We start from the raw sequence: 18,494 nt of genomic DNA on the forward strand, positions 1-18,494 counted from the left end.
GTTTCCCCCTTGTTGGCCTCGAACTATAGGAGGCTGGAACATGCGCTTTTCCACGGAACTCTACGAAGCATCGCGACCAATCTTTGCGGCCACCCTCGCACACCCTTTCCTGCAGGGCATCGCGCAAGGCGAACTGCCCCGCGACGCGCTCGTCCGCTACGTACAGCAGGATGAACTTTACTTGACCACGTACTGCCGCGTATACGCCAAGGCTCTCGCCTGTGCCGATACGGACGAACACATGCGCGATTTTTACGATCGCGTTGGACTGCTCTTGGAAGGCGAACATGAGGCTCATGAAAACCTTTTGCAGGTTGCGGCGGTACGCCCCGATGAACGCGGCGCCATGGTGGAAAAACTCCCCACCCTGCACCATTACGAAAGTCATCTGCTCGCCGTCGCCGCGACATCCGATTTCGGCGCTATCATCGCGGCCATCCTTCCTTGCCACTGGCTGTATGTCGATCTCGCTCGCCGCATTGTCGACGAGGTACAACCCACCGCAGACCATCCGTTTTCTGCGTGGCTATCGTTTTACGCGAGCGACGACATGAAGGACAGTTTGGACCGGTTGCTGGTCATGGTGGATAAGCGAGCCGCCCTGGCCAATACCGAAGCGAGGGCGTTCATGCGCGCAGCTTACATGGAAAGCTGTTACTTGGAATACCGCTTCTTTGATATGGCCTACCGCGGCGAGTCATGGTTGCCTCAAACGACCGCGAACGGTGCGCTTGCAGGCGGACGTGATCGCCATGTTTAAAACGGCTGCTGGCCATATTGCGCGCATGCTGACCATCGCCGGCTCGGATTCCGGGGGCGGCGCCGGCATTCAGGCAGACTTGAAAACGGCACACCAATTCTCCGTGTATGGCATGTCCGCCATCACGGCCATCACGGCACAAAACACGGTCGGCGTACAGGGCGTCTTCCCGCTTTCGCCAGAGGCCATCCTGCAACAACTGACATCGATTGCGGACGATCTCGGCTTTGACGCTATCAAAACCGGCATGTTGGGCGACGCCGCAGCGATACATACCATTGCGTCGTTCCTTACGGAGCGGGCCACGTGCCCGATTGTCGTCGATCCTGTGATGGTTGCCAAAGGCGGTACACCACTGCTCGATCCGGCCGATGTGAAGGCCGTGATCGAGCGATTGTTGCCTTTGGCGACCATCGTCACCCCGAACGCCCCTGAAGCAACGGCCTTGACGGGCATCGATGTGCAATCGCTCGCCGACTGCAAAGTCGCGGCGATACGCATAGCACAACTTGGCCCACAGATGATAGTGGTCAAGGGTGGTCACATCGCGACGGACATCAGAGAACACGAGCTTGCTGTCGACGTGGTGTACGCAAATGGCACATTTACGTACTTTGCCGCGCCACGACTGCAAACGGCAAAGACACATGGCACAGGATGCACGTTTTCATCCGCCATCGCGTCCTGTCTAGCGCGCGGTATGGAACCTTTGGCAGCCATCGCCGCAGCGAAGACGTTTATTCACCGGGCAATCGCCCAAGCCAGCACATGGGACGTGGGCCGCGGACACGGGCCAACGGATCATTCCGCGCAACCGGTCTTCACGGCACATTTCAGGCCGGGTGCGTTCTATCTGTTCGATGGCGACCGTTGGCTGGAAGAGAATCGTATCGTATAACTTAGACTCTTAACTGGGACTATCGAAGTCCGCTAGGGAGGATGGTATTGGACATGAGCATCGGTTCTTGGCTGACACGCGTGCGCGATCAGCGCCCGCTTGTCCACAACATCACCAATCTCGTCGTCACAAACGTGGCGGCCAACACACTGCTTGCACTCGGCGCTTCACCCGTCATGGCATACGCCCACGAAGAGGTCGCGGATATGGCAAGCATCGCCAAGTCGCTCGCGCTGAACCTTGGCACGCTCGATCCCGAGATCGTCGTCGCCATGCGCTTGGCCAGCACGGCCGCCAATCGCACCGGCGTCCCGATTGTACTCGATCCGGTTGGTGCTGGAGCAACCCCTTATCGCACGCGAGCTGCACAAGAAATCATCGACGGCCATCAGCTTGCCATTTTGCGCGGCAACGCGTCGGAAATCGGGATTCTTACTGGCGCCGGTGGCTCAGTCGTCGGTGTCGATGCGGGCCAAGCGAGCGAGCATCTGATTGACGCGATGCGTGCCTTTGCGACTGAGCACCGTACCGTCGTCGTCGCCACTGGGCCGCGCGACCTTGTGACGGATGGACAGGCAGTGTGGGAATTGGCCAACGGTCATCCACATCTCGCCGCCATCACCGGCTCTGGCTGCTCCTTGACCGCGGTCATCGGCGCATTCGTCGGGACCGTCGACACCTGCGATCCACACCTCTACGCAGAAGCCGCCATCGCGGCCGTAACATGCTTCAACGTCGCGGCTGAGCGGGCGGCTGCGCACGCAGCCGGCCCAGGCAGCTTCCAGGTCGCACTGCTGGACGCCCTATACCACATCACACCTGAGCAAATCGACGAAGCAGCCCGGGTGCGCACCCTGTAAGGAGGATGGCGATGATAAGCGAAAGACCAGCCGACTGGAAGGCGAAACTGGCCGTGTACGCGATCACGGACGATCGTGAGGACACGACGAGCCTGCTCGCCGCCGTCGAAGCTGTACTCGCTGGCGGTGCAACGGCGATTCAATTGCGCCGCAAACGCGAGGATGGCGGTCCGATGTTGGCCCTTGGTTTGGAAATTCGGCGTATGACCCGCGAAGCCGGAGCGCTGTATATCGTGAACGATCGCGTCGACATTGCGCTACTCACGGAAGCCGATGGCATTCACGTCGGGCAGACCGACATTCCCTGCACGCGTGTGCGAGAACTGGCGCCGGAGAAGTTGATTGGGGTATCGGCGCGCACCATTGCCGAAGCGATCGCGGCCGAACGAGACGGCGCAGACTATTTGGGGGTCGGCGCCGTATTCCCGACCGCGACAAAGGCGGACGCTGTGCACAGCGGGATCGACACGCTGCGTGCGATTGCCGCCACCAGTTCCATTCCCATTGTGGCCATCGGCGGAATCGATGTGGCACGGGCGCCTCAGGTATTGGCGGCTGGAGCAGATGGACTCGCGGTCGTCTCGGCCATGATGTCGGCTCCCTCGCCGCGCCAAGCCGCGGAAGCGTTCGCGTCCCTCTACCGGGATTTCGACAACGCGCGCCCACACTGAAGAACATCTTCCATCTCCATCCTCGTTCGCCGAAACGATATGCAAATGCAAAAAGGCGGCTGTCCGGATGGCATATCCGCCCACCATCCGAACAACTGCCTGCTCGTTTGCGTTGGAGATCCTTCTCCGATCCCCAACCTGTATCCTTGCAGAAAATACAAAGGATTACGACACGCTTTCCTCACTCGCAGGATTTGATTCGAAGTATTCCCTGCCCTTCAGCTTCACTTCTGGCAAGAAGAACGTGCCGAGGAAACTCAGGATGGCAAAAACCAAGCCAACCTCAAACAAGTGTTGAATGCCAAATGTCAACGATGCTTTGACTGCATCCATCAACTGTGCGTACATGTGATGTCCGGCAGGACCAAATTTGTTAAATTCCCGAGCGATGGCGTCCTGTGCCTGCGCCGTCAGCAGCGACTGCGGATTGAGGCCGGCCAGTTTACTTTTGAACGCCGCCAGCGAAGCTGGTAAAGATTCACTCAATTTGTGACTGAACGCTTTGCTCAGAATCGAACCAAAGATAGGTGATGCGATGACGCCAGCAAGCGAACTCACAAACTGCTGGGTCGAGTTGACCGTGCCCATCATCTTATACGGGAAGGCGTTTTGTACCGCCATGTTCATCAACGGCATCAGCGATCCAATGCCAAGGCCAATCACGACCATGTTGACCATGACCGTCCCCCACGTCGTATGCAGGTTCATCTGATTGAGCAATATCGATCCGACGACAATCACGGCGCCGCTCAGCCAGGCAAGATACCGATAGCGCCCGGTCTTCGACATGACTTGCCCAGACACCATGCTACCGACGATAAAGCCACCCATCATCGGAGTCATGACCCAACCGCTGTTCTGCGCGTTCAGCCCAATGACACCTTGGACGTAGATGGGCAGGAACATCAAGCTGCCAAACATGGTCATGCCGACGAGCATTCCAAGAATAAGCGACGTGCTGAAAATCCGGTTCTTGAAGAGAGATGGTGCGAGCAGCGGATCGGCAGCCTTGCGTTCCCATAGTACAAACAAGACCAATACGGCCGCGCCGCCAAGGAGCAGTGCTAAGGTCGGCGCCGATCCCCAGGCGTACTTCGTACCAGCCCACGTGAATCCAAGCAGCATAGGAATCAACCCGATGGTCAAAACTGTGGCTCCGATCCAGTCGACCTTCACGCGCGCCTCCGAGCGAACCCTTGGCAACGCGACGATCACGCCGATGATGGCGAGTACGGCAAACGGCAGGTTGATATAGAACACCCAACGCCACGACAGGCTGTCTGTGATCCAGCCGCCAAGCGCCGGTCCGACAATGCTCGAGATGCCAAACACAGCCATCATGACGCCCATCCATTTTGCGCGTTCCTGCGGCGAGAAAATGTCGCCGACCGTCGCGCGTGGCATGCTCATCATCGCGCCTGCGCCAATGCCTTGAAACGCCCGCGCCCACACCAGTTCTGTCATCGTGTGCGCCATGCCGGACACCGCGGAACCGACGCCAAACATGATAAGCCCAAACAAATAGAACGGCTTGCGCCCGAAGACGTCGGATAGCTTTCCGTAAATGGGCACCGTGATCGAGGACGTGATCATATACGCTGTGAAAACCCACGAATACAAGCTAAAACCCTTTAAATCGCCAATAATGGTGGGCATAGCGGTCGATACGACGGTCTGATCCATCGATGAAAAGAACATGGTCAAAAGTACCGTGGCAAACGCCCACCATTTGCGTTGTCCCGTAATTTGATTTGTCGTCTGCACAGCAGCAGCTGTCTGCGACATGCATTAGGCCCCCTCTACCGATTCCTGAATCATACGCTCGACATCGACCTGCGCAGCGATTTCCGCAAGCGACTCCAGTGTGCGAATACATGCTGATAACTCGTTCACATCCAATTGTTCCAAACAGCGGCGAAACAGGTTCCGCCACACGCGTTCAACCTGTTGTAACTTCTTCTCGCCCTGCCCCGTCAGTTCGATCACGACGACGCGCCGATCCTCTTGGTCTCGTAAGCGAGTCACAAGTCCATGGTTCTCCAGGCGATCCAGCATGACAGTAATCGCGCTTGGCGTGACTTCCATCTTCTCAGCCAATCGAGACACTTTGCAGCGGCCTTCTTGCTGAATGACGTGCAAGGTGAAAAATTGGCCCGCGGTCAATCCGACATGCATACGATTGACCAGATGTGGCCCAAAATGCTGTGCCAAAACCGATAATGACCGATCAAACCTTTCCGTCAATAGGTCGATATCCTCTGCCATGAATGAAGTCCTCCACATCCTTTTACGAAATACATGTTCAACACTTAAAATGTTTATATCAATTAACATTTATACTATATAAACACGTGTCGTGCACGTCAAGCCGGAATATTAGATTGATTAAACATTTACGATAAAAAATGACGGCCATACAGCTCGTCTCCATGGTAAGATGCGGATACAGAAGCGCGAATCGGATGGAGGCGATGGCATGGAGTATCGAATTCACGGCACGACAATGCAAACATTGGAGGTTCATTTACGCGCGGGCGAATCTGTATTCTCGGAGGCAGGCTGTCTACTCAGCATGACACCAGGCACGCATATGGAAACGAAATCGCCGGGTGGAATTGGCGGCATGTTTCGGCGAGCGTTTAGCGGAAACAGTTTATTTCTCAACTATTTTCGGGCGGCGCGGGAAGAATCCGTCGTACAGTTCACAACCCGTATGCCAGGACACATCCTTCCGCTCTCCTTGCGCAACTACGGCCGCGTGATCGCACAAAGACACGCGTTTTTATGCGCGGAAGAACAGATCGACTTCGGTATCGAAGCGACATTGAATATTGGGCGCTTCCTTGGCGGCAACGGGCTCGTGTTCACGTACCTCGATGGCGATGGAACCAGCTTTTTATCCATCGATGGCGAGGTCATTGAGCGCGATCTCGCTCGCGGCGAGAGCCTGCTCGTCCATCCAGGTCACATCGCCGCTTTCACGTCGTCCATCGACTATCGGGTGCAGGTGATGCAGGGCGTCAGCAACATGCTGTTCGGCGGTGATGGCGTATTCCTCGTGCAATTGACCGGGCCTGGACGAGTCTGGATGCACTCGCTTACCATACACAATCTCGTTCACATCATTCAGGAATATTGGGATACAGGGAGAAATTGATGGCGAAGGAACCTCAGGCGACCCGCGTCATCCTCGTCAGGCATGCACCGACCGCGGAAAACGCCCGACACATCCTCATCGGCCGCACAGATCCGCCCTTGTCGACACACGGGCGGAAACTGGCGCGCCGAGTGGCAAAGGCGCTGGCAGGTGCGCCGATTGTGGCGATTTGTTCAAGCCCGCGATTGCGCGCGCAGCAGACAGCCAGCGCAATCGCCAGGCGGCTTGCAGTACACGAAGTGTTAACTGACGAGCGCTTCGCCGAAATCGATCTCGGGGTTGTCGACGGGATGCCTGTCTGGGAGGCATACGAGCGGTATCAACCTTGGTTTGAAGCGTCGTTTATCGAGGACGAACGAGACTTCGCGTTCCCCGGCGGCGAAACTTGGAGCCATGCCGCGGATCGGTTTTTGCGGGGATTGACGGAAGCGGCCATGAACTATGCCACGCAAACGATATGCGTCGTCACGCATGGAGCCGTGCTGGGGCTGTTTCACGCGTGTCTTTGCAGGCTTCCCTTCGCTCGTTTTCGCTCGTATCAACCGCATCACGCGAGCATCTCGGAGCTCGTGCTGCGAGCGACCGACGGCACATGGGAAATCGTGCGTTGGAATGACACACACCACCTCAGTGATCCTTCATAAGGCAGGCATTCGGTTTACATCGCGTCGAACCTGGCGAAGACGACTCCATGATGGTGCATCGCCAAGGCTAGGAGCCCGATGCACCATTCGCCGCTCTCGACCAGTGCGCCGTAGACGTCGCCTGTGGCGCCGCCAAAGCGTCGCTTGGCAAAACGAATCGAATACGTTGCGATGACCGCTTGCGCACCCATACACGCAAGACCAGGAAGCCACCGGCAAACCACCAGCGTTACAGTCATGCTGCATAGGGTGACGAGTGCCACGCCCCGGACGCAAATCCGCCGTGCAAAGAGAGCGCCTAGCCCGCTCGGCCTCGCCGCAGGCATGACAACGATAGCCCAAAGCAGCGCGGCCCGACTCCATACTGGCGCCAGCCACAAGACTAACCAATTCGATCCGCCTAGCCCATAGGCCGCAATCCACTTTCCCACCAACAACAGGATAGCCGCAATCGCTCCCATCGCGCCGACACGGCTGTCCTTCATCACCGCGAGGGCCGCATCGCCGCGCGTTCGACTCCCCAGCGCATCCGCGACGTCCATGAAACCATCGACGTGCAGAAAACCGGTGAGCAGGCCTGGCAACACCACCGCGAAAAAACTTGCAAGCAAGGGCCCGCCAAGCCACAGTCCGATGCGATCCGCCAACCACGCCGCGCCGCCGACAACACCACCCACAACCGGCAACCAATACGCAGACCTGGCCAACTCTTCGGGTGCAGGAGGACGCTTCAACACAGGTGAAGGCAAGACAGTAAAAAACGTCCAGGCTAACGCAAAAGCTCTCCACAACGCCTGCAAAAAGACGTCCCCCTTCAATGCACCATGATCGCGCCGGGCAACGCCTTGAGATTCACCGCAATTCCGCTGGTGACGAGAAACACTTGGTCCGCAGAGCGTGCAAACGTTTGATTCATCCAGCCAAGCCAATCGCGATATAACCGCGTCTCTGGATCGGCAGGTACAATCCCAAGGCCGATTTCATTCGTCACAACGATACAGGTGGCACGGGATGAGGCCAAAGCGTCAACCAAGGTCTTCAGCTTGTCCCAAAAACCTGATTCGTCTACCCTAGATGCAAACACCCAATTCGCGAGCAACAGCGAAAGACAGTCGATGAGATAGACATCGGCCTGTTCGGCGCGTACGACAGCAGCGGGATCGAACGGCTCTTCGACAGTCTGCCATTGCGCATCGCGCGATAGACGATGGCGATGAATTCGCTCCTTCATTTCGTCGTCCAGCGCCTGCGCCGTTGCCACAAAACAAACCACCGCCCCAGCATCGGCGTACTGGGCAGCCAGCATCTCAGCAAATCGGCTCTTTCCACTGCGAGCGCCGCCGGTAATCAAGATTAAGCTCATGACTCCTCCCTTTCCTCTGCATTCGTACTCAGGCACCCCAAAACGCTCAGGCGCGGGTCTCCCGTGAACGGATCGGCAAAGCGGCGCGCGTCGATTTGAAATACACGCTGCATCAGTTGCGTGTGAAACACTTTATCCAGTGGGCCTGATGCCGCAATGGCTCCCTGATCAAGGACGATACAAGTATCGCAATAGCGCATCGCAAACTCCAGGTGATGAATCGCGAGGACGATGAGCCGCCCAGCCGCGGCGAGGTCGCGCAGCCGCGATAGGATATCCATTTGGTAAAACACGTCGAGATTGGCGATTGGCTCATCGAGCAGAAAAATGGGAGAAGCTTGTGCCAAGCAACGGGCAATGCCCGCACGCTGGCGTTCTCCCCCCGAAATCTGCGCGAGCGGCGCATCGAGCAAACGATCGAGACCCATCTGGGCGACGGCTGCCATGACGGCGTCTCGGCGAGACGTGCCCTGGGCCCATGCGGATTCCCGACTGTATCTCCCCATTTCCACGAATTCACGCACGGTAAATGGGATGTCATCGCTGATCAACTGTGGTAAATATGCGATTTGCTGAGCGCGCCAGCGCGGCGGCTGACGGGTGATGGGCATGTCTGCCACAACAACTTGACCGGACGTCGGCGCGATAAGGCCGGCCATGAGACGGAGCAATGTCGATTTTCCAGCCCCATTTGGTCCGATCACGCCGACGACCTGACCCAATTCAAGCGCAAAAGACATCGGTTGTAATACCGGTAGGTAAGCGGCAGACTCCAGACGCATACCCGCCATCGCGCTCATCTCCTTTGCCAATTGCGCCCATGCTGAAATAGTAGAAAGAGAAAGAACGGTGCACCGAGACACGATGTGACAATGCCCACGTTCAACTCAACCGGGGCGACCACCGTGCGCGCAACGAGATCGGAAAGCGCGAGTAAAGTGGCACCGCAAAGCGCACAAGCCGGAATCAAGTGGCGGTGGCGCGGACCGACGAGATAGCGGAGAACGTGAGGAACGATGAGGCCAACAAAGGAAATGACGCCTGTCGTACTGACCGACACGCCGACGATAAGCGCGCACAGGCCAAGCGCTATCTGCTTCACCCGCTGCACGGCAACACCCACGCCTTCGGCATGTTCTTCGCCAGTCACCATAATGTCGAGGGCCCACGCCAGAGAAAGAAATACGGGCAGCACAACGCCGTCGACGATGGCGAGCATGCACGTTTCACGCCAATTGCTACCGTCCAGTCCACCAAATAGCCAGAACATCATCTGCTCCATGGTTTGAAGAGGCGACATGTCGAGGATGGCTGTAATGATGGCGCTGCACAACGAACCAACGGCCACGCCAGCGAGAAGCAACGCATACAGATTCGTCCGACGTCCGAAGGTGGAAAGGCGATAAATGAGGACGACGACCAGCAATCCGCAGACGAACGAACCGACAGGCGTCACCCACAGCCACTTGCTCGACCAGCCCAAGGCAATCGTAAGCACCGCGCCAAGCGCGCCGCCGCTCGATACGCCGATCACGCCCGGATCAGACATCGGGTTCTTGAAAATGGCCTGCAGGACGCAACCCGCCACGGCCAAGGCAGCTCCCACGAGGAGCGCAACCAGCAACCGCGGCCAACGAATGGCGCCGACGACGATCGCGTCGAGCGACCGATGGCCGCTCGCGTACGCGATCGTGTCACTGGGGATGTGCCAAAACGGAATATAGACGGGGCCAATCCCAATTTCGAGCGCGACGGCGACACACAGGGCGACTCCTAACAGCGCGAACGCAAGCCGCCGCCGACGCTTCATGAAAGCACCTGAACAGCCGGAACGTGAGCGTTCGGATGGATCACCTTAGCCACGTCATAGACGCCTTTGACGACATATTGCGAAACCGATGACAAATCGGCGCTGTCGATGGCATAGAGATGGTGTTCACGCACAGCCGCAACCGACTGCAAAGCCGGATCGGACGCCAGTTTTTTGAGGAAAGCCGCATCGTCGCTTGAATCGATGATCACGCTCGGATTGAGTTTGACGATTTCCTCATCGGTGATTTTGGCCCAACCGTTTAAACCCGCAGCGGCATTCGTCCCGCCCGCCATGCGAATGATGTCGTTGACCGTCGTACCCTGACCGGCGGCATAGCCATACGAACTATAATCGAGCACCGTTGGACGGCCGTACGCTGCCACGGCGTGTTCGATGTTGGCGATGTTGTGATTCATATTGTTCACGATGGCCTTCGCCTTTTGTGGCTCACCCACCAACTTGCCGATGACAGCGATATTGTGTTCAATCATGGCCACGGAGGTGAAATCATTGAACTCGTAGACCGGAACGCCGGCACTGCGGATTTGGCTCACAACTTTTTGGGGAGCGTACGAGGCCATGAGAACCAAGTCCGGGTTCACGGCGAGCGCTTGCTCGGCATCCTCCCCGCTCCACTGGTGAATGCCCTTGACGAGCGAGGTGACGTCCGAATATGTGGCATCACTCGAGAGATTGGTCACGAGCGAGATGCGAGATTTCGGCACAAGCGATACCAAAATCTCATCTGTGCCCTCGGTGCCGGATACGATGTGCATCGGCTCTTTTTGGATGGTGACCTTGGTGCCGGTGTCGTCGGTCAGCGTGATCGGAAAGGCGGCCGTGCTAGATGCAGCCTCCGTGTGGGACGGCGCATTTTGAGTGGCACCCGATCCACCTGTTGCCGCACCACAGCCAGTGAGTGCCGCCACGACAGCCAATGCTGCCGACCAAACGGCGATATTTGTCCTTTGTTTCATAAAAAATGGACCCCCATTCATCTGGAGCGTCCCTTACGAGAAAGTTTGCAGCAAAACACTGCGATTGTCCGTCGTGCACACTTGTCGTTGAAAGCGTGCATGTCAAAACAAACCTTTCCTCGAAGGTTGGCTCGTAAACCGCTGGGCAGGTCTCCTGGCTCACAGGTTCATGCTACATCCTTCCCACCGAACGGCAGTGGATTGCAGCATGTGCCTCATGCGAGGCTTCTATCCTGTTCACAGTGGCGGGACCGCATCGGATTTGCACCGATTTCCCTATTCTCTTCGCGACGCGCGAAGCACCTAGCGGCTGATTCAGTTCGCCTTTCATCCTAGACAGCGACGGTCCTCCTGTCAATCCTCTTGTGGACGGTCACGACGCGCACGCGGATCGCGAAACACGGGCGGACTGTTCGCATAGTCGACATCCTGTACTTGCATACGAGCATTGACAGCGCGGGCAAGGACAAACAGCAAATCGGACAGTCGATTCAAATAGCGCATGACCGCGCCCGGCACCTGTTCCATCTCCGCCAAACGCACCGCCTGGCGCTCAGCCCGGCGCACCACCGTACAGGCGACGTGCAGCGTAGCCGCGGGTTGCGAACCCTGACGGAGCACAAATTTGTCCAACTTCTCGGCCTCCGCTTGATAGGTGTCGATGTAGGGTTCCAATTGTGCTGCAGCATTCTCTGGCGTGCGCGGCACATATGATTTCGCCGATTCAGGTGCCGCCAAGTCGGCACCGACATCCCACAAGCGCTGCTGAATCGTCAGCAAAAGTTCGCGGATATCCGCAAACTGCACCTCGTCCAGTTGGCTCGACGCCAAGCCTAGAAAGGCACCAGCCTCATCCACCGTGCCGTACGCTTCGACGCGCACATCGCTTTTGCGCCTGCGTTCACCGCCGATGAGCGCCGTCGTACCAAGATCGCCGCCGCGAGTGTACAATCTCATTTCAGTTCCTCCTTCCATGTCCGTGCCCAACCGTCGAGAAAGATAATTTGGCCGATGTCGATGCGCTCTCTCCAGCCGACCCTCTGCAGGATTGGCTCGTCCGCAAAGTGCGGTGTATAGCCGAGCGATAGCAGGGCGACGGGATCCACATGTGCGGGAATGCCCAAAATCGCGCGCACGTCGTCCTTTTCATACATCGATACCCATCCCATGCCAATGCCTTCGGCACGCGCGGCCAGCCACATGTTCTCGATTGCGCAGGCTGTCGACATCAAATCGGTTTCCGGAATCGTATTGCGCCCGAGAACCACCGGACCACCGCGCGTCGAATCGTTCGTAACACAAATGGTCCACGGCGCCTCGCGCAGCCCTTCTACTTTGAGCCGCAGATAGTAATCTCTTCGCTCATCCGGAAACTTCTCACCCGCTCGCACACGTTCCCGTTCAACGGCTTCGGCGATCCGTTCGAGCACCTGCCGATCGCGAATCGCGATGAAGTTCCAGGGCTGCATATAGCCGACAGACGGCCCTTGGTGGCCGGCTTCCAAAATGCGCCGCACCACCGCCGCAGGCACAGGATCGGGCAAAAACACGCGCACGTCGCGCCTTGTCGCGATCGCCTTGTACACCGCCCTGCGTTCCGCATCGTCAAAGTCTAGAGCGATCGGCGGCGTCACGCGCGTGGCGTCGGCATCGTCAGGAACGATAGCAGGTTCGCCGTCAGGCAGCGTGTCGGCAAACGGATTCGAGACACGAGCGTCGGCAAACGTGGCCGTTTCCGCCATGATTTCACATCCCGCTTTGATAAGCGGCCAAGCCATCATGGCTCCCGTTCCTTCGCCGACGCGCAACCCCATGTCGAGCACAGGCGTCTTACCAAGCGCGGACAAAATTCGGCCGTGCGCTGGCTCAGGAGAACGATGCCCGGCGATGAGATACGCAGTCGTCCCCGGCCGCAACCGCGCTGCCCAGAGCGCACATACGCCTGCCAGCAAACCGTCGAGCAAAATGGCCACTCCCGATGCGCTGGCTTGCAGCATAGCCCCCGCCATCGCAGCCAGCTCAAAGCCGCCTAGTTGGGCCATGCCGGCCAACCAGTAGGCGTCACTGCCCGGTGCGTAAGCCATCTCGGCGCGGCGCCAAAGCGCACACGCTCGCTCCACCGCGTCGCGCTTGCTCGCGACCGCCTCATCGGCGATACCCGTACCTGGACCGACCACGTCGCGCGCGTCGAGATGGAGCAACCATGCGGCAAGCGCGCTGGCCGCCGTCGTGTTGCCAATCCCCATCTCGCCGAGAATGAGCAAATCCATCCCGTCTTCTTCGATGGCCCGTGCAACAGCCTGCATACCCACCGCCAGCGCTTGCCCGCACTGCTCCTTGGTCATGGCCGGACCCGACGTAAAGTCTGCCGTACCCAGTCCCACCTTCTCAACACGCACGCGCGGGTGACGCGGCTTGCGCAAGACCCCGACGTCGTAGACGTCGAGTGCAACCCCCATGTTGCGCGCCATAACCGAAGATACGCTGGTACCCATCGCGATGTTGACCACCATCTCTTCGGTCACATGCTGGCCGTAGCGCGAGATGGAGCGGTTCGATGCGACACCGTGATCGGCCGCGAATATGACAAATCGCGGCCTGTGCACGGATGGAATCGCTCGGCCCTGGATGGCAGCGAGATCGCATAAAATGGGCTCGAGCAGACCGAGGCTTCCGACCGGCTTGGTCAATTGATTCAGCCGATCCTGCGCTCTGGCGTACGCCCTTTGGTCGACCGGGCGTGGATCAGGAATTGGCAATGAGCCGTCCACCGCTGTCATCTCCTTCGTCGTGCGCATTTCACTTGTCTCAGATGTAACAGAACTGGCCGCAATCTGCAATGGATGGAGGGTTTCGCCACAAACGGTCGAATATTCTGGCGGCAGCAAAGAAAAGTTACTCACCTTCAGTAGGAGACGTTGAAGGGAATGTGGTACAATAACGCTAGGAGATGATCGTCATGGGCAACCATGAGCAGATATGCCCGCGCTTCGAGTCGGCTTTCGCCCTCTTGGGCAAGCGCTGGACGGGGCTCATCATACGGGTTCTTTTACAGGGTCCGAAACGATTTAAAGATATTTCGGAAATGATTCCAAACATGAGCGACCGAATGCTGGCAGAAAGGTTCAAGGAGCTTGAGAAAGCCGGCATTCTGATTCGGCACGTGTACCCGGAAACACCCGTTCGCATTGAGTACGAATTGACGCCAAAGGGCAAGGCGCTCCGTCCGGTGATGGATGCTGTCCAACAGTGGGGCGACGAATGGGTGACCCCTGAGGAATGTCAAGAACTCGCATCGAAATTGAGTCGCTGAGATCAATACAGCGATGGAAGGCTGTCATCCAACGGGTTGCCTTGGAGGCAGCCTCATTTATGTGTATAGGAAAGGTTCGCCCCTGGGTTCACAGCGGGATGTTCACACTCGGTAGCAAGGAGTGAGAGACGATGGCCGAATACGCGATACCGGGCCGATTGCAGGTTCTCGGCGTCGATATAGAGAAATCCGAACTCCCCTATCATCGAAAGCGTGTCGCCGTCACGAAAGAATTCACATTCGATGCGGCACACCACCTACATGCGTACGACGGCAAGTGTACCAATTTGCATGGCCACACGTATCGCCTGGTTGTCACCGTAAGTGGCTTTGTGAATGATATTGGCATCGTGATCGACTTCGGCGAGTTGAAACAGATGTACCGCGATGTCATCGAACGAAAACTCGATCATCAATATCTGAACGACGTGTTGCCAAAGATGAACACGACTGCTGAAAACATGGTGGTGTGGATCTGGGAACAACTTGAGGCAGCCTTGGCTCAATATGATACCAATCACGCGCTTCGCCTGGAGCAGGTCGATCTGTATGAGACGCCGACGAGTAAAGCGACGGTCAAACGGGAGTGGATGGTATGACCGGACGCCCCGCAGCTACAAGCTCTCGGCGAACCGTCGATTGGTTGGCGCAATATGAGCAAGCCCGCAAGGGAGATTGGCGATCCCTGCGCTTGCCGATGGTCGAGATTTTCGAAACGGTGGAGGGGGAAGGCACGCGCGCCGGCTATCCCACCGTATTTGTGCGCGTGTTTCACTGCAACCTGCGTTGTACCTGGTGCGACACACCGTACAGCTACGCCCCTGCCCAACCGGAATTCGAGGCGACGATTGGCGAGATCGCCAGTCGAGTGAATGAGTTGGGCTGGCATCACGTCTGCCTGACTGGCGGTGAACCACTCATTCACCGCCACAAATCGCAATTGCTCGTTGACGCGATTGCGCGACTGCCCCAGGTCCAAGATGTGCACGTCGAGACCAACGGCGCGATCGACGTACGGCCGTTTGCGGCACTGCGCCATCAATCTCGCGAATTGACTGCGAAGCTGCGGTTTATCGTCGACTACAAGCTCCCGTCCAGCGGCGAGCAAGCGCAAATGGTACACGAACACCTTGCGGTTCTGTCGGAACAGGATGAACTGAAATTTGTGATCGCGGACGATCACGACTTTGACACGGCGATCGCCATATTGAAATCGTATCCGACGAAGGCGCAGGTCTTGTTCAGTCCTGTCTGGGAGTCCATGCCGCCTCACGAGCTGGTGGAACGAATGCTCAAGAACCGGCTCGCGCAGGTCAAGCTGAATCTGCAGATACACAAAGTCATTTGGGATCCGAATCAGCGCGGTGTTTAACTCGTCGGTCGGGGGGATATGTTGTGGCGGTTGTCGTATTTGATGCCTATGGAACTCTGTTTGATCTGAATGGCTTGGCCGACATCGCGCGCCCATTGTTCGACAGTCAACTCGCCGCCCGTGCGTTTTGTCGGCGTTGGCGACAGCTTCACCTCGAATTCGCGTGGCAAGCGGCATTGGTCGAGCAATACCGCGATTTCGATCAACTGGCGAAGCAGGCCCTCGATGCGGCGGTTGCCGAGCACAACCTCGTACACCCACATGTAGATGTAATAGCTGCAGACTTGCTCAAATCCATGCAAACACTTCCGGTTTATCCTGACGTGAAGCCGATGCTGGAAGAATTGACGACGTACAGGTTGGCAATTTTGTCAAACGGCACGCTGCGAGCCCTGCAGGCCTCAGCCGTTGCGAATGATGTATTATTTTCATTCGACTTCATTCTGAGCGTCGATCCCGTTCGCACCTACAAACCCTCGCGCAAAGCGTACGCGCTTGCACAGTCAGCATTTGGCATCGAGAAACGAGACATTCTGTTTGTCTCCAGCAACAGTTGGGACGTCGCAGGCGCGAAAGCGTACGGATTCCGCACATGTTGGTGCAATCGAACCAAATCGCCGTACCTATCCCCCGGCCAAAGGCCAGATTATATGATCGCAACGCTCAGCGAATTGCCTGCCATCTTGAGCGAATGTATCCGATGACGGCAAAAAGGGGCCGAACCAAATGGTTCGCCCCTTTTTGCCGCTCGATTGGATTATACACGACCAGCAAGGTTTTGCTCAGCAAATGCAACGAGGCGCTTAGTAATCTCGCCGCCGACAGAGCCATTCTGGCGCGATGTCGTTTCGGCACCCAAGTTGACGCCGAACTCAGAAGCAATCTCGTACTTCATTTGCTCCAAAGCCTTCTCTGCCTGCGGAATCAACTTGCTGTTGTTATTGTTGTTAGCCATCGTCATTTACCTCCTTGTGGTGTGGTGATGATGACAGTTGTATTGTGACCGCATGGCGGAGAACTATGCTGCACTCATCATTCCACGTTATCCGATTATATCCAATCACCATAGCTCGTCCTTTGGATCGACTTACGGTGACAATACACGTATGATGGTGCTTGACCGAATGACATACGGAAGAGGATGAATTTATGGAGCGAAACGAGCGGCTCGGTATTCTCGATCTCGGTTCCAACTCGTGCCGAATGTCGCTATTTGACACATTTCAAGACTCGACATATCGACCTGTTTACGAAGTCAAACAAAATGTACGACTTGCCGAAGGACTTGCGGAACATGGTGGTTTGACCAACGCAAGCCTGTTACGAGCTATGTATTGTCTGAAACGATTTGTCCATATTGGCCAATTGTACGGTGTCAATCGTTGGATTGCCGTTGCCACGGCTGCGGTTCGTCAAGCGAACAACCGCGAGGATGTACTCTCGCTGCTGGAACGCGAAACTGGTGTTACATTTCGCGTCTTGACAGGGGACGAGGAGGCCCGTTACGGATACCTCGGCGTGATCAACACGGTCGCATTGAACCATGCCTTGGTATTCGACATTGGCGGTGCAAGCAGCGAACTGTGCCTAGTCTTGAACCGCCAACTCTTGAACGCCATCAGTATCCCCTTTGGCGCACTCAATCTGCGGGAAATGTATGGTACGCTTGGCGAGGAGAAAGCTGTCGAGCGAGCTTATGCAACCGTAGCACAGGCCTTATCTGACGTTCCGTGGTTAGCACAGGCGTATTCCTTGCCACTTATCGGCCTCGGTGGAACCGCTCGCGCCATTGCCAAGCTTCATATGGGGGATGCAGGAACTGAATGGACACGCCTGCACGGCTATTCATTCCCTGCCGCCTACACCGCATCGAAACTCCGCGAGTTGCAGGGCATGAGCGTGAGCAAACGTCGAAAAATCAAAGGCATTGCCAAACATCGAGCGGAGATCATCACATCTGGTATGGCCGTGCTGCAAGCCATCATCGATCAGGTGCATCCCGCCATTGTCTATATCAGTCGCAACGGCATTCGCGAAGGGCTTCTTTTCGACGCATTGCTGGGTCAAACGGGAACGCCAGTCGTCAGCTCTGTGCTGGCATACAGCGTGAGCAACTTCCAGCGGCAGTTTGAAGTGGATCGGAACGTCGCCGCCATTGTCACGACCGCGGCGCTTCGTCTGTTCGATGCAATGCAGTCTGATTCGGACCTGGGTCAAGAAGACCGGATCATCTTGTGGACGGCCGCACAGATAGAAGGTGCTGGTACCTATGTCCATCCGGAAAACGCGGCGAATCACGCCGCTTACCTAGTACAATCGACATACTTGTACGGCTTGTCAAACGAACAATGGGCGCGAGTTGGACATGTGGTGAGTGGAAAAACTGGCGATCCGCGCTGCTCGAAACTCTCCGTATTGTTGCGACTTGCGCGCTGGCTCACGTTGGAACTCGGCGTCCCGCTCACCGATATCGGGTGGATCACGCAGCGGCGCGAACTGACGATCGCGGGCGGTGCTGACCTTCAAGCCATTGTGCCAGATACTGCAGACGGCAAAGTCGTCGAAGATGCGCAGCGGCTGCTTGGGATTACGCTTCACTTTTCGGAAACCACTCCCTAAATCATAAACGAACAAAACGGCCCAGGTCGGACGAAAACTCTCCGCAA

The 18,494-nt window shown here is 57.0% G+C and carries 21 protein-coding genes, 1 pseudogene and 1 riboswitch; of the genes and pseudogenes, 11 read left to right on the forward strand and 11 right to left on the reverse strand.

Going from position 1 to position 18,494, the window contains the following annotated elements; translation table 11 throughout:
• Window positions 1-40: 40 nt before the first annotated feature.
• From tenA to thiE, 4 genes are read left to right on the forward strand one after another with little or no spacing between them, the layout of a single operon-like run.
• A complete protein-coding gene (tenA, locus tag C7445_RS06825; protein WP_134159336.1) occupies window positions 41-760 on the forward strand; it encodes a thiaminase II in 720 nt (239 codons plus the stop codon).
• Window positions 753-1,658 carry a bifunctional hydroxymethylpyrimidine kinase/phosphomethylpyrimidine kinase gene (gene thiD, locus C7445_RS06830; protein WP_134159440.1) on the forward strand — a complete coding sequence of 302 codons (906 nt, stop codon included), beginning with the start codon at window positions 753-755 and terminating at the stop codon, window positions 1,656-1,658. The genes tenA and thiD overlap by 8 nt, the downstream gene beginning before the upstream one ends.
• A 53-nt stretch (window positions 1,659-1,711) precedes the next feature.
• A complete protein-coding gene (thiM, locus tag C7445_RS06835) occupies window positions 1,712-2,518 on the forward strand; it encodes a hydroxyethylthiazole kinase (protein ID WP_134159337.1) in 807 nt (268 codons plus the stop codon).
• Window positions 2,519-2,529: 11 nt separating this feature from the next.
• The gene (gene thiE, locus C7445_RS06840) at window positions 2,530-3,189 is read left to right on the forward strand and encodes a thiamine phosphate synthase (protein ID WP_134159338.1); all 660 of its coding nucleotides are present in this window, start codon (window positions 2,530-2,532) and stop codon (window positions 3,187-3,189) included.
• Between the two features lie 165 nt (window positions 3,190-3,354).
• Here thiE and C7445_RS06845 read toward each other — a convergent pair whose 3' ends face one another.
• Window positions 3,355-4,974 (reverse strand): MDR family MFS transporter, encoded by a 1,620-nt coding sequence (locus C7445_RS06845; protein ID WP_134159339.1) that lies wholly within the window; start codon window positions 4,972-4,974, stop codon window positions 3,355-3,357.
• A gap of 3 nt (window positions 4,975-4,977) precedes the next feature.
• Entirely contained in the window at window positions 4,978-5,454 is a 477-nt protein-coding gene (locus C7445_RS06850; RefSeq protein WP_134159340.1) for a MarR family winged helix-turn-helix transcriptional regulator, read from the reverse strand.
• A gap of 211 nt (window positions 5,455-5,665) precedes the next feature.
• Between C7445_RS06850 and C7445_RS06855 the strand changes: the two genes are divergently transcribed.
• Window positions 5,666-6,346, forward strand: a complete 681-nt coding sequence (locus C7445_RS06855) for a TIGR00266 family protein (RefSeq protein ID WP_134159341.1) — start codon at window positions 5,666-5,668, stop codon at window positions 6,344-6,346.
• On the forward strand, window positions 6,346-6,990 hold the full coding sequence (locus tag C7445_RS06860) for a histidine phosphatase family protein (RefSeq protein WP_134159342.1): 645 nt from the start codon (window positions 6,346-6,348) through the stop codon (window positions 6,988-6,990). Before C7445_RS06855 ends, C7445_RS06860 begins: the two co-directional genes overlap by 1 nt.
• A gap of 14 nt (window positions 6,991-7,004) precedes the next feature.
• On the opposite strand, the gene cobS is transcribed toward C7445_RS06860, so the two are convergent.
• The 8 genes and pseudogenes from cobS to cobT form a co-directional block, all read right to left on the reverse strand.
• Entirely contained in the window at window positions 7,005-7,790 is a 786-nt protein-coding gene (gene cobS / locus C7445_RS06865) for an adenosylcobinamide-GDP ribazoletransferase (protein WP_166669037.1), read from the reverse strand.
• 14 nt (window positions 7,791-7,804) lie between these two features.
• Window positions 7,805-8,353: a bifunctional adenosylcobinamide kinase/adenosylcobinamide-phosphate guanylyltransferase gene (gene cobU, locus C7445_RS06870; protein WP_134159344.1), complete on the reverse strand. Its 549-nt coding sequence runs from the start codon at window positions 8,351-8,353 to the stop codon at window positions 7,805-7,807.
• Window positions 8,350-9,144 (reverse strand): ABC transporter ATP-binding protein, encoded by a 795-nt coding sequence (locus tag C7445_RS06875; protein ID WP_243835021.1) that lies wholly within the window; start codon window positions 9,142-9,144, stop codon window positions 8,350-8,352. Before C7445_RS06875 ends, cobU begins: the two co-directional genes overlap by 4 nt.
• 5 nt (window positions 9,145-9,149) lie before the next feature.
• On the reverse strand, window positions 9,150-10,163 hold the full coding sequence (locus C7445_RS06880) for a FecCD family ABC transporter permease (protein WP_134159345.1): 1,014 nt from the start codon (window positions 10,161-10,163) through the stop codon (window positions 9,150-9,152).
• A complete protein-coding gene (locus tag C7445_RS06885) occupies window positions 10,160-11,143 on the reverse strand; it encodes an ABC transporter substrate-binding protein (protein ID WP_134159346.1) in 984 nt (327 codons plus the stop codon). The genes C7445_RS06880 and C7445_RS06885 overlap by 4 nt, the downstream gene beginning before the upstream one ends.
• Window positions 11,144-11,270: 127 nt before the next feature.
• A riboswitch (cobalamin riboswitch) is annotated at window positions 11,271-11,465 on the reverse strand.
• 32 nt (window positions 11,466-11,497) lie between these two features.
• Window positions 11,498-12,100, reverse strand: a complete 603-nt coding sequence (locus C7445_RS06890) for a cob(I)yrinic acid a,c-diamide adenosyltransferase (protein ID WP_134159347.1) — start codon at window positions 12,098-12,100, stop codon at window positions 11,498-11,500.
• Entirely contained in the window at window positions 12,097-12,765 is a 669-nt protein-coding gene (bluB, locus tag C7445_RS14970) for a 5,6-dimethylbenzimidazole synthase (RefSeq protein ID WP_243835036.1), read from the reverse strand. The genes C7445_RS06890 and bluB overlap by 4 nt, the downstream gene beginning before the upstream one ends.
• Window positions 12,766-12,855: 90 nt before the next feature.
• Window positions 12,856-13,941: pseudogene (gene cobT / locus C7445_RS14975) on the reverse strand (nicotinate-nucleotide--dimethylbenzimidazole phosphoribosyltransferase); the annotation flags it as partial.
• A gap of 161 nt (window positions 13,942-14,102) precedes the next feature.
• Between cobT and C7445_RS06900 the strand changes: the two are divergent.
• From C7445_RS06900 to C7445_RS06915, 4 genes are all read left to right on the forward strand, one after another.
• Window positions 14,103-14,456 (forward strand): winged helix-turn-helix transcriptional regulator, encoded by a 354-nt coding sequence (locus tag C7445_RS06900; protein WP_134159348.1) that lies wholly within the window; start codon window positions 14,103-14,105, stop codon window positions 14,454-14,456.
• A gap of 131 nt (window positions 14,457-14,587) precedes the next feature.
• Complete coding sequence (gene queD, locus C7445_RS06905) at window positions 14,588-15,055, forward strand: 6-carboxytetrahydropterin synthase QueD (protein WP_134159349.1); 468 nt, start codon at window positions 14,588-14,590, stop codon at window positions 15,053-15,055.
• Window positions 15,052-15,828 carry a 7-carboxy-7-deazaguanine synthase QueE gene (locus C7445_RS06910; RefSeq protein WP_134159350.1) on the forward strand — a complete coding sequence of 259 codons (777 nt, stop codon included), beginning with the start codon at window positions 15,052-15,054 and terminating at the stop codon, window positions 15,826-15,828. The genes queD and C7445_RS06910 overlap by 4 nt, the downstream gene beginning before the upstream one ends.
• A gap of 23 nt (window positions 15,829-15,851) precedes the next feature.
• The gene (locus C7445_RS06915; RefSeq protein ID WP_166669038.1) at window positions 15,852-16,532 is read left to right on the forward strand and encodes a haloacid dehalogenase type II; all 681 of its coding nucleotides are present in this window, start codon (window positions 15,852-15,854) and stop codon (window positions 16,530-16,532) included.
• Between the two features lie 53 nt (window positions 16,533-16,585).
• Here C7445_RS06915 and C7445_RS06920 read toward each other — a convergent pair whose 3' ends face one another.
• Window positions 16,586-16,783 (reverse strand): alpha/beta-type small acid-soluble spore protein, encoded by a 198-nt coding sequence (locus C7445_RS06920; RefSeq protein ID WP_040288328.1) that lies wholly within the window; start codon window positions 16,781-16,783, stop codon window positions 16,586-16,588.
• A gap of 194 nt (window positions 16,784-16,977) precedes the next feature.
• Between C7445_RS06920 and C7445_RS06925 the strand changes: the two genes are divergently transcribed.
• The gene (locus C7445_RS06925; RefSeq protein WP_134159352.1) at window positions 16,978-18,447 is read left to right on the forward strand and encodes a Ppx/GppA phosphatase family protein; all 1,470 of its coding nucleotides are present in this window, start codon (window positions 16,978-16,980) and stop codon (window positions 18,445-18,447) included.
• The last annotated feature ends 47 nt before the right edge of the window (window positions 18,448-18,494 follow it).

This window comes from Alicyclobacillus sacchari (genome assembly GCF_004366795.1).
Lineage (GTDB): Bacteria > Bacillota > Bacilli > Alicyclobacillales > Alicyclobacillaceae > Alicyclobacillus > Alicyclobacillus sacchari.

Coding starts and splice junctions, on each gene's coding strand:
- tenA (WP_134159336.1), top strand. CDS start 41: ATGCGCTTTTCCACGGAACTCTACGAAGCATCGCGACCAATCTTTGCG.
- thiD (WP_134159440.1), top strand. CDS start 753: ATGTTTAAAACGGCTGCTGGCCATATTGCGCGCATGCTGACCATCGCC.
- thiM (WP_134159337.1), top strand. CDS start 1,712: ATGAGCATCGGTTCTTGGCTGACACGCGTGCGCGATCAGCGCCCGCTT.
- thiE (WP_134159338.1), top strand. CDS start 2,530: ATGATAAGCGAAAGACCAGCCGACTGGAAGGCGAAACTGGCCGTGTAC.
- C7445_RS06845 (WP_134159339.1), bottom strand. CDS start 4,974: ATGTCGCAGACAGCTGCTGCTGTGCAGACGACAAATCAAATTACGGGA.
- C7445_RS06850 (WP_134159340.1), bottom strand. CDS start 5,454: ATGGCAGAGGATATCGACCTATTGACGGAAAGGTTTGATCGGTCATTA.
- C7445_RS06855 (WP_134159341.1), top strand. CDS start 5,666: ATGGAGTATCGAATTCACGGCACGACAATGCAAACATTGGAGGTTCAT.
- C7445_RS06860 (WP_134159342.1), top strand. CDS start 6,346: ATGGCGAAGGAACCTCAGGCGACCCGCGTCATCCTCGTCAGGCATGCA.
- cobU (WP_134159344.1), bottom strand. CDS start 8,353: ATGAGCTTAATCTTGATTACCGGCGGCGCTCGCAGTGGAAAGAGCCGA.
- C7445_RS06875 (WP_243835021.1), bottom strand. CDS start 9,144: ATGGCGGGTATGCGTCTGGAGTCTGCCGCTTACCTACCGGTATTACAA.
- C7445_RS06880 (WP_134159345.1), bottom strand. CDS start 10,163: ATGAAGCGTCGGCGGCGGCTTGCGTTCGCGCTGTTAGGAGTCGCCCTG.
- C7445_RS06885 (WP_134159346.1), bottom strand. CDS start 11,143: ATGAAACAAAGGACAAATATCGCCGTTTGGTCGGCAGCATTGGCTGTC.
- C7445_RS06890 (WP_134159347.1), bottom strand. CDS start 12,100: ATGAGATTGTACACTCGCGGCGGCGATCTTGGTACGACGGCGCTCATC.
- C7445_RS06900 (WP_134159348.1), top strand. CDS start 14,103: ATGGGCAACCATGAGCAGATATGCCCGCGCTTCGAGTCGGCTTTCGCC.
- queD (WP_134159349.1), top strand. CDS start 14,588: ATGGCCGAATACGCGATACCGGGCCGATTGCAGGTTCTCGGCGTCGAT.
- C7445_RS06910 (WP_134159350.1), top strand. CDS start 15,052: ATGACCGGACGCCCCGCAGCTACAAGCTCTCGGCGAACCGTCGATTGG.
- C7445_RS06920 (WP_040288328.1), bottom strand. CDS start 16,783: ATGGCTAACAACAATAACAACAGCAAGTTGATTCCGCAGGCAGAGAAG.
- C7445_RS06925 (WP_134159352.1), top strand. CDS start 16,978: ATGGAGCGAAACGAGCGGCTCGGTATTCTCGATCTCGGTTCCAACTCG.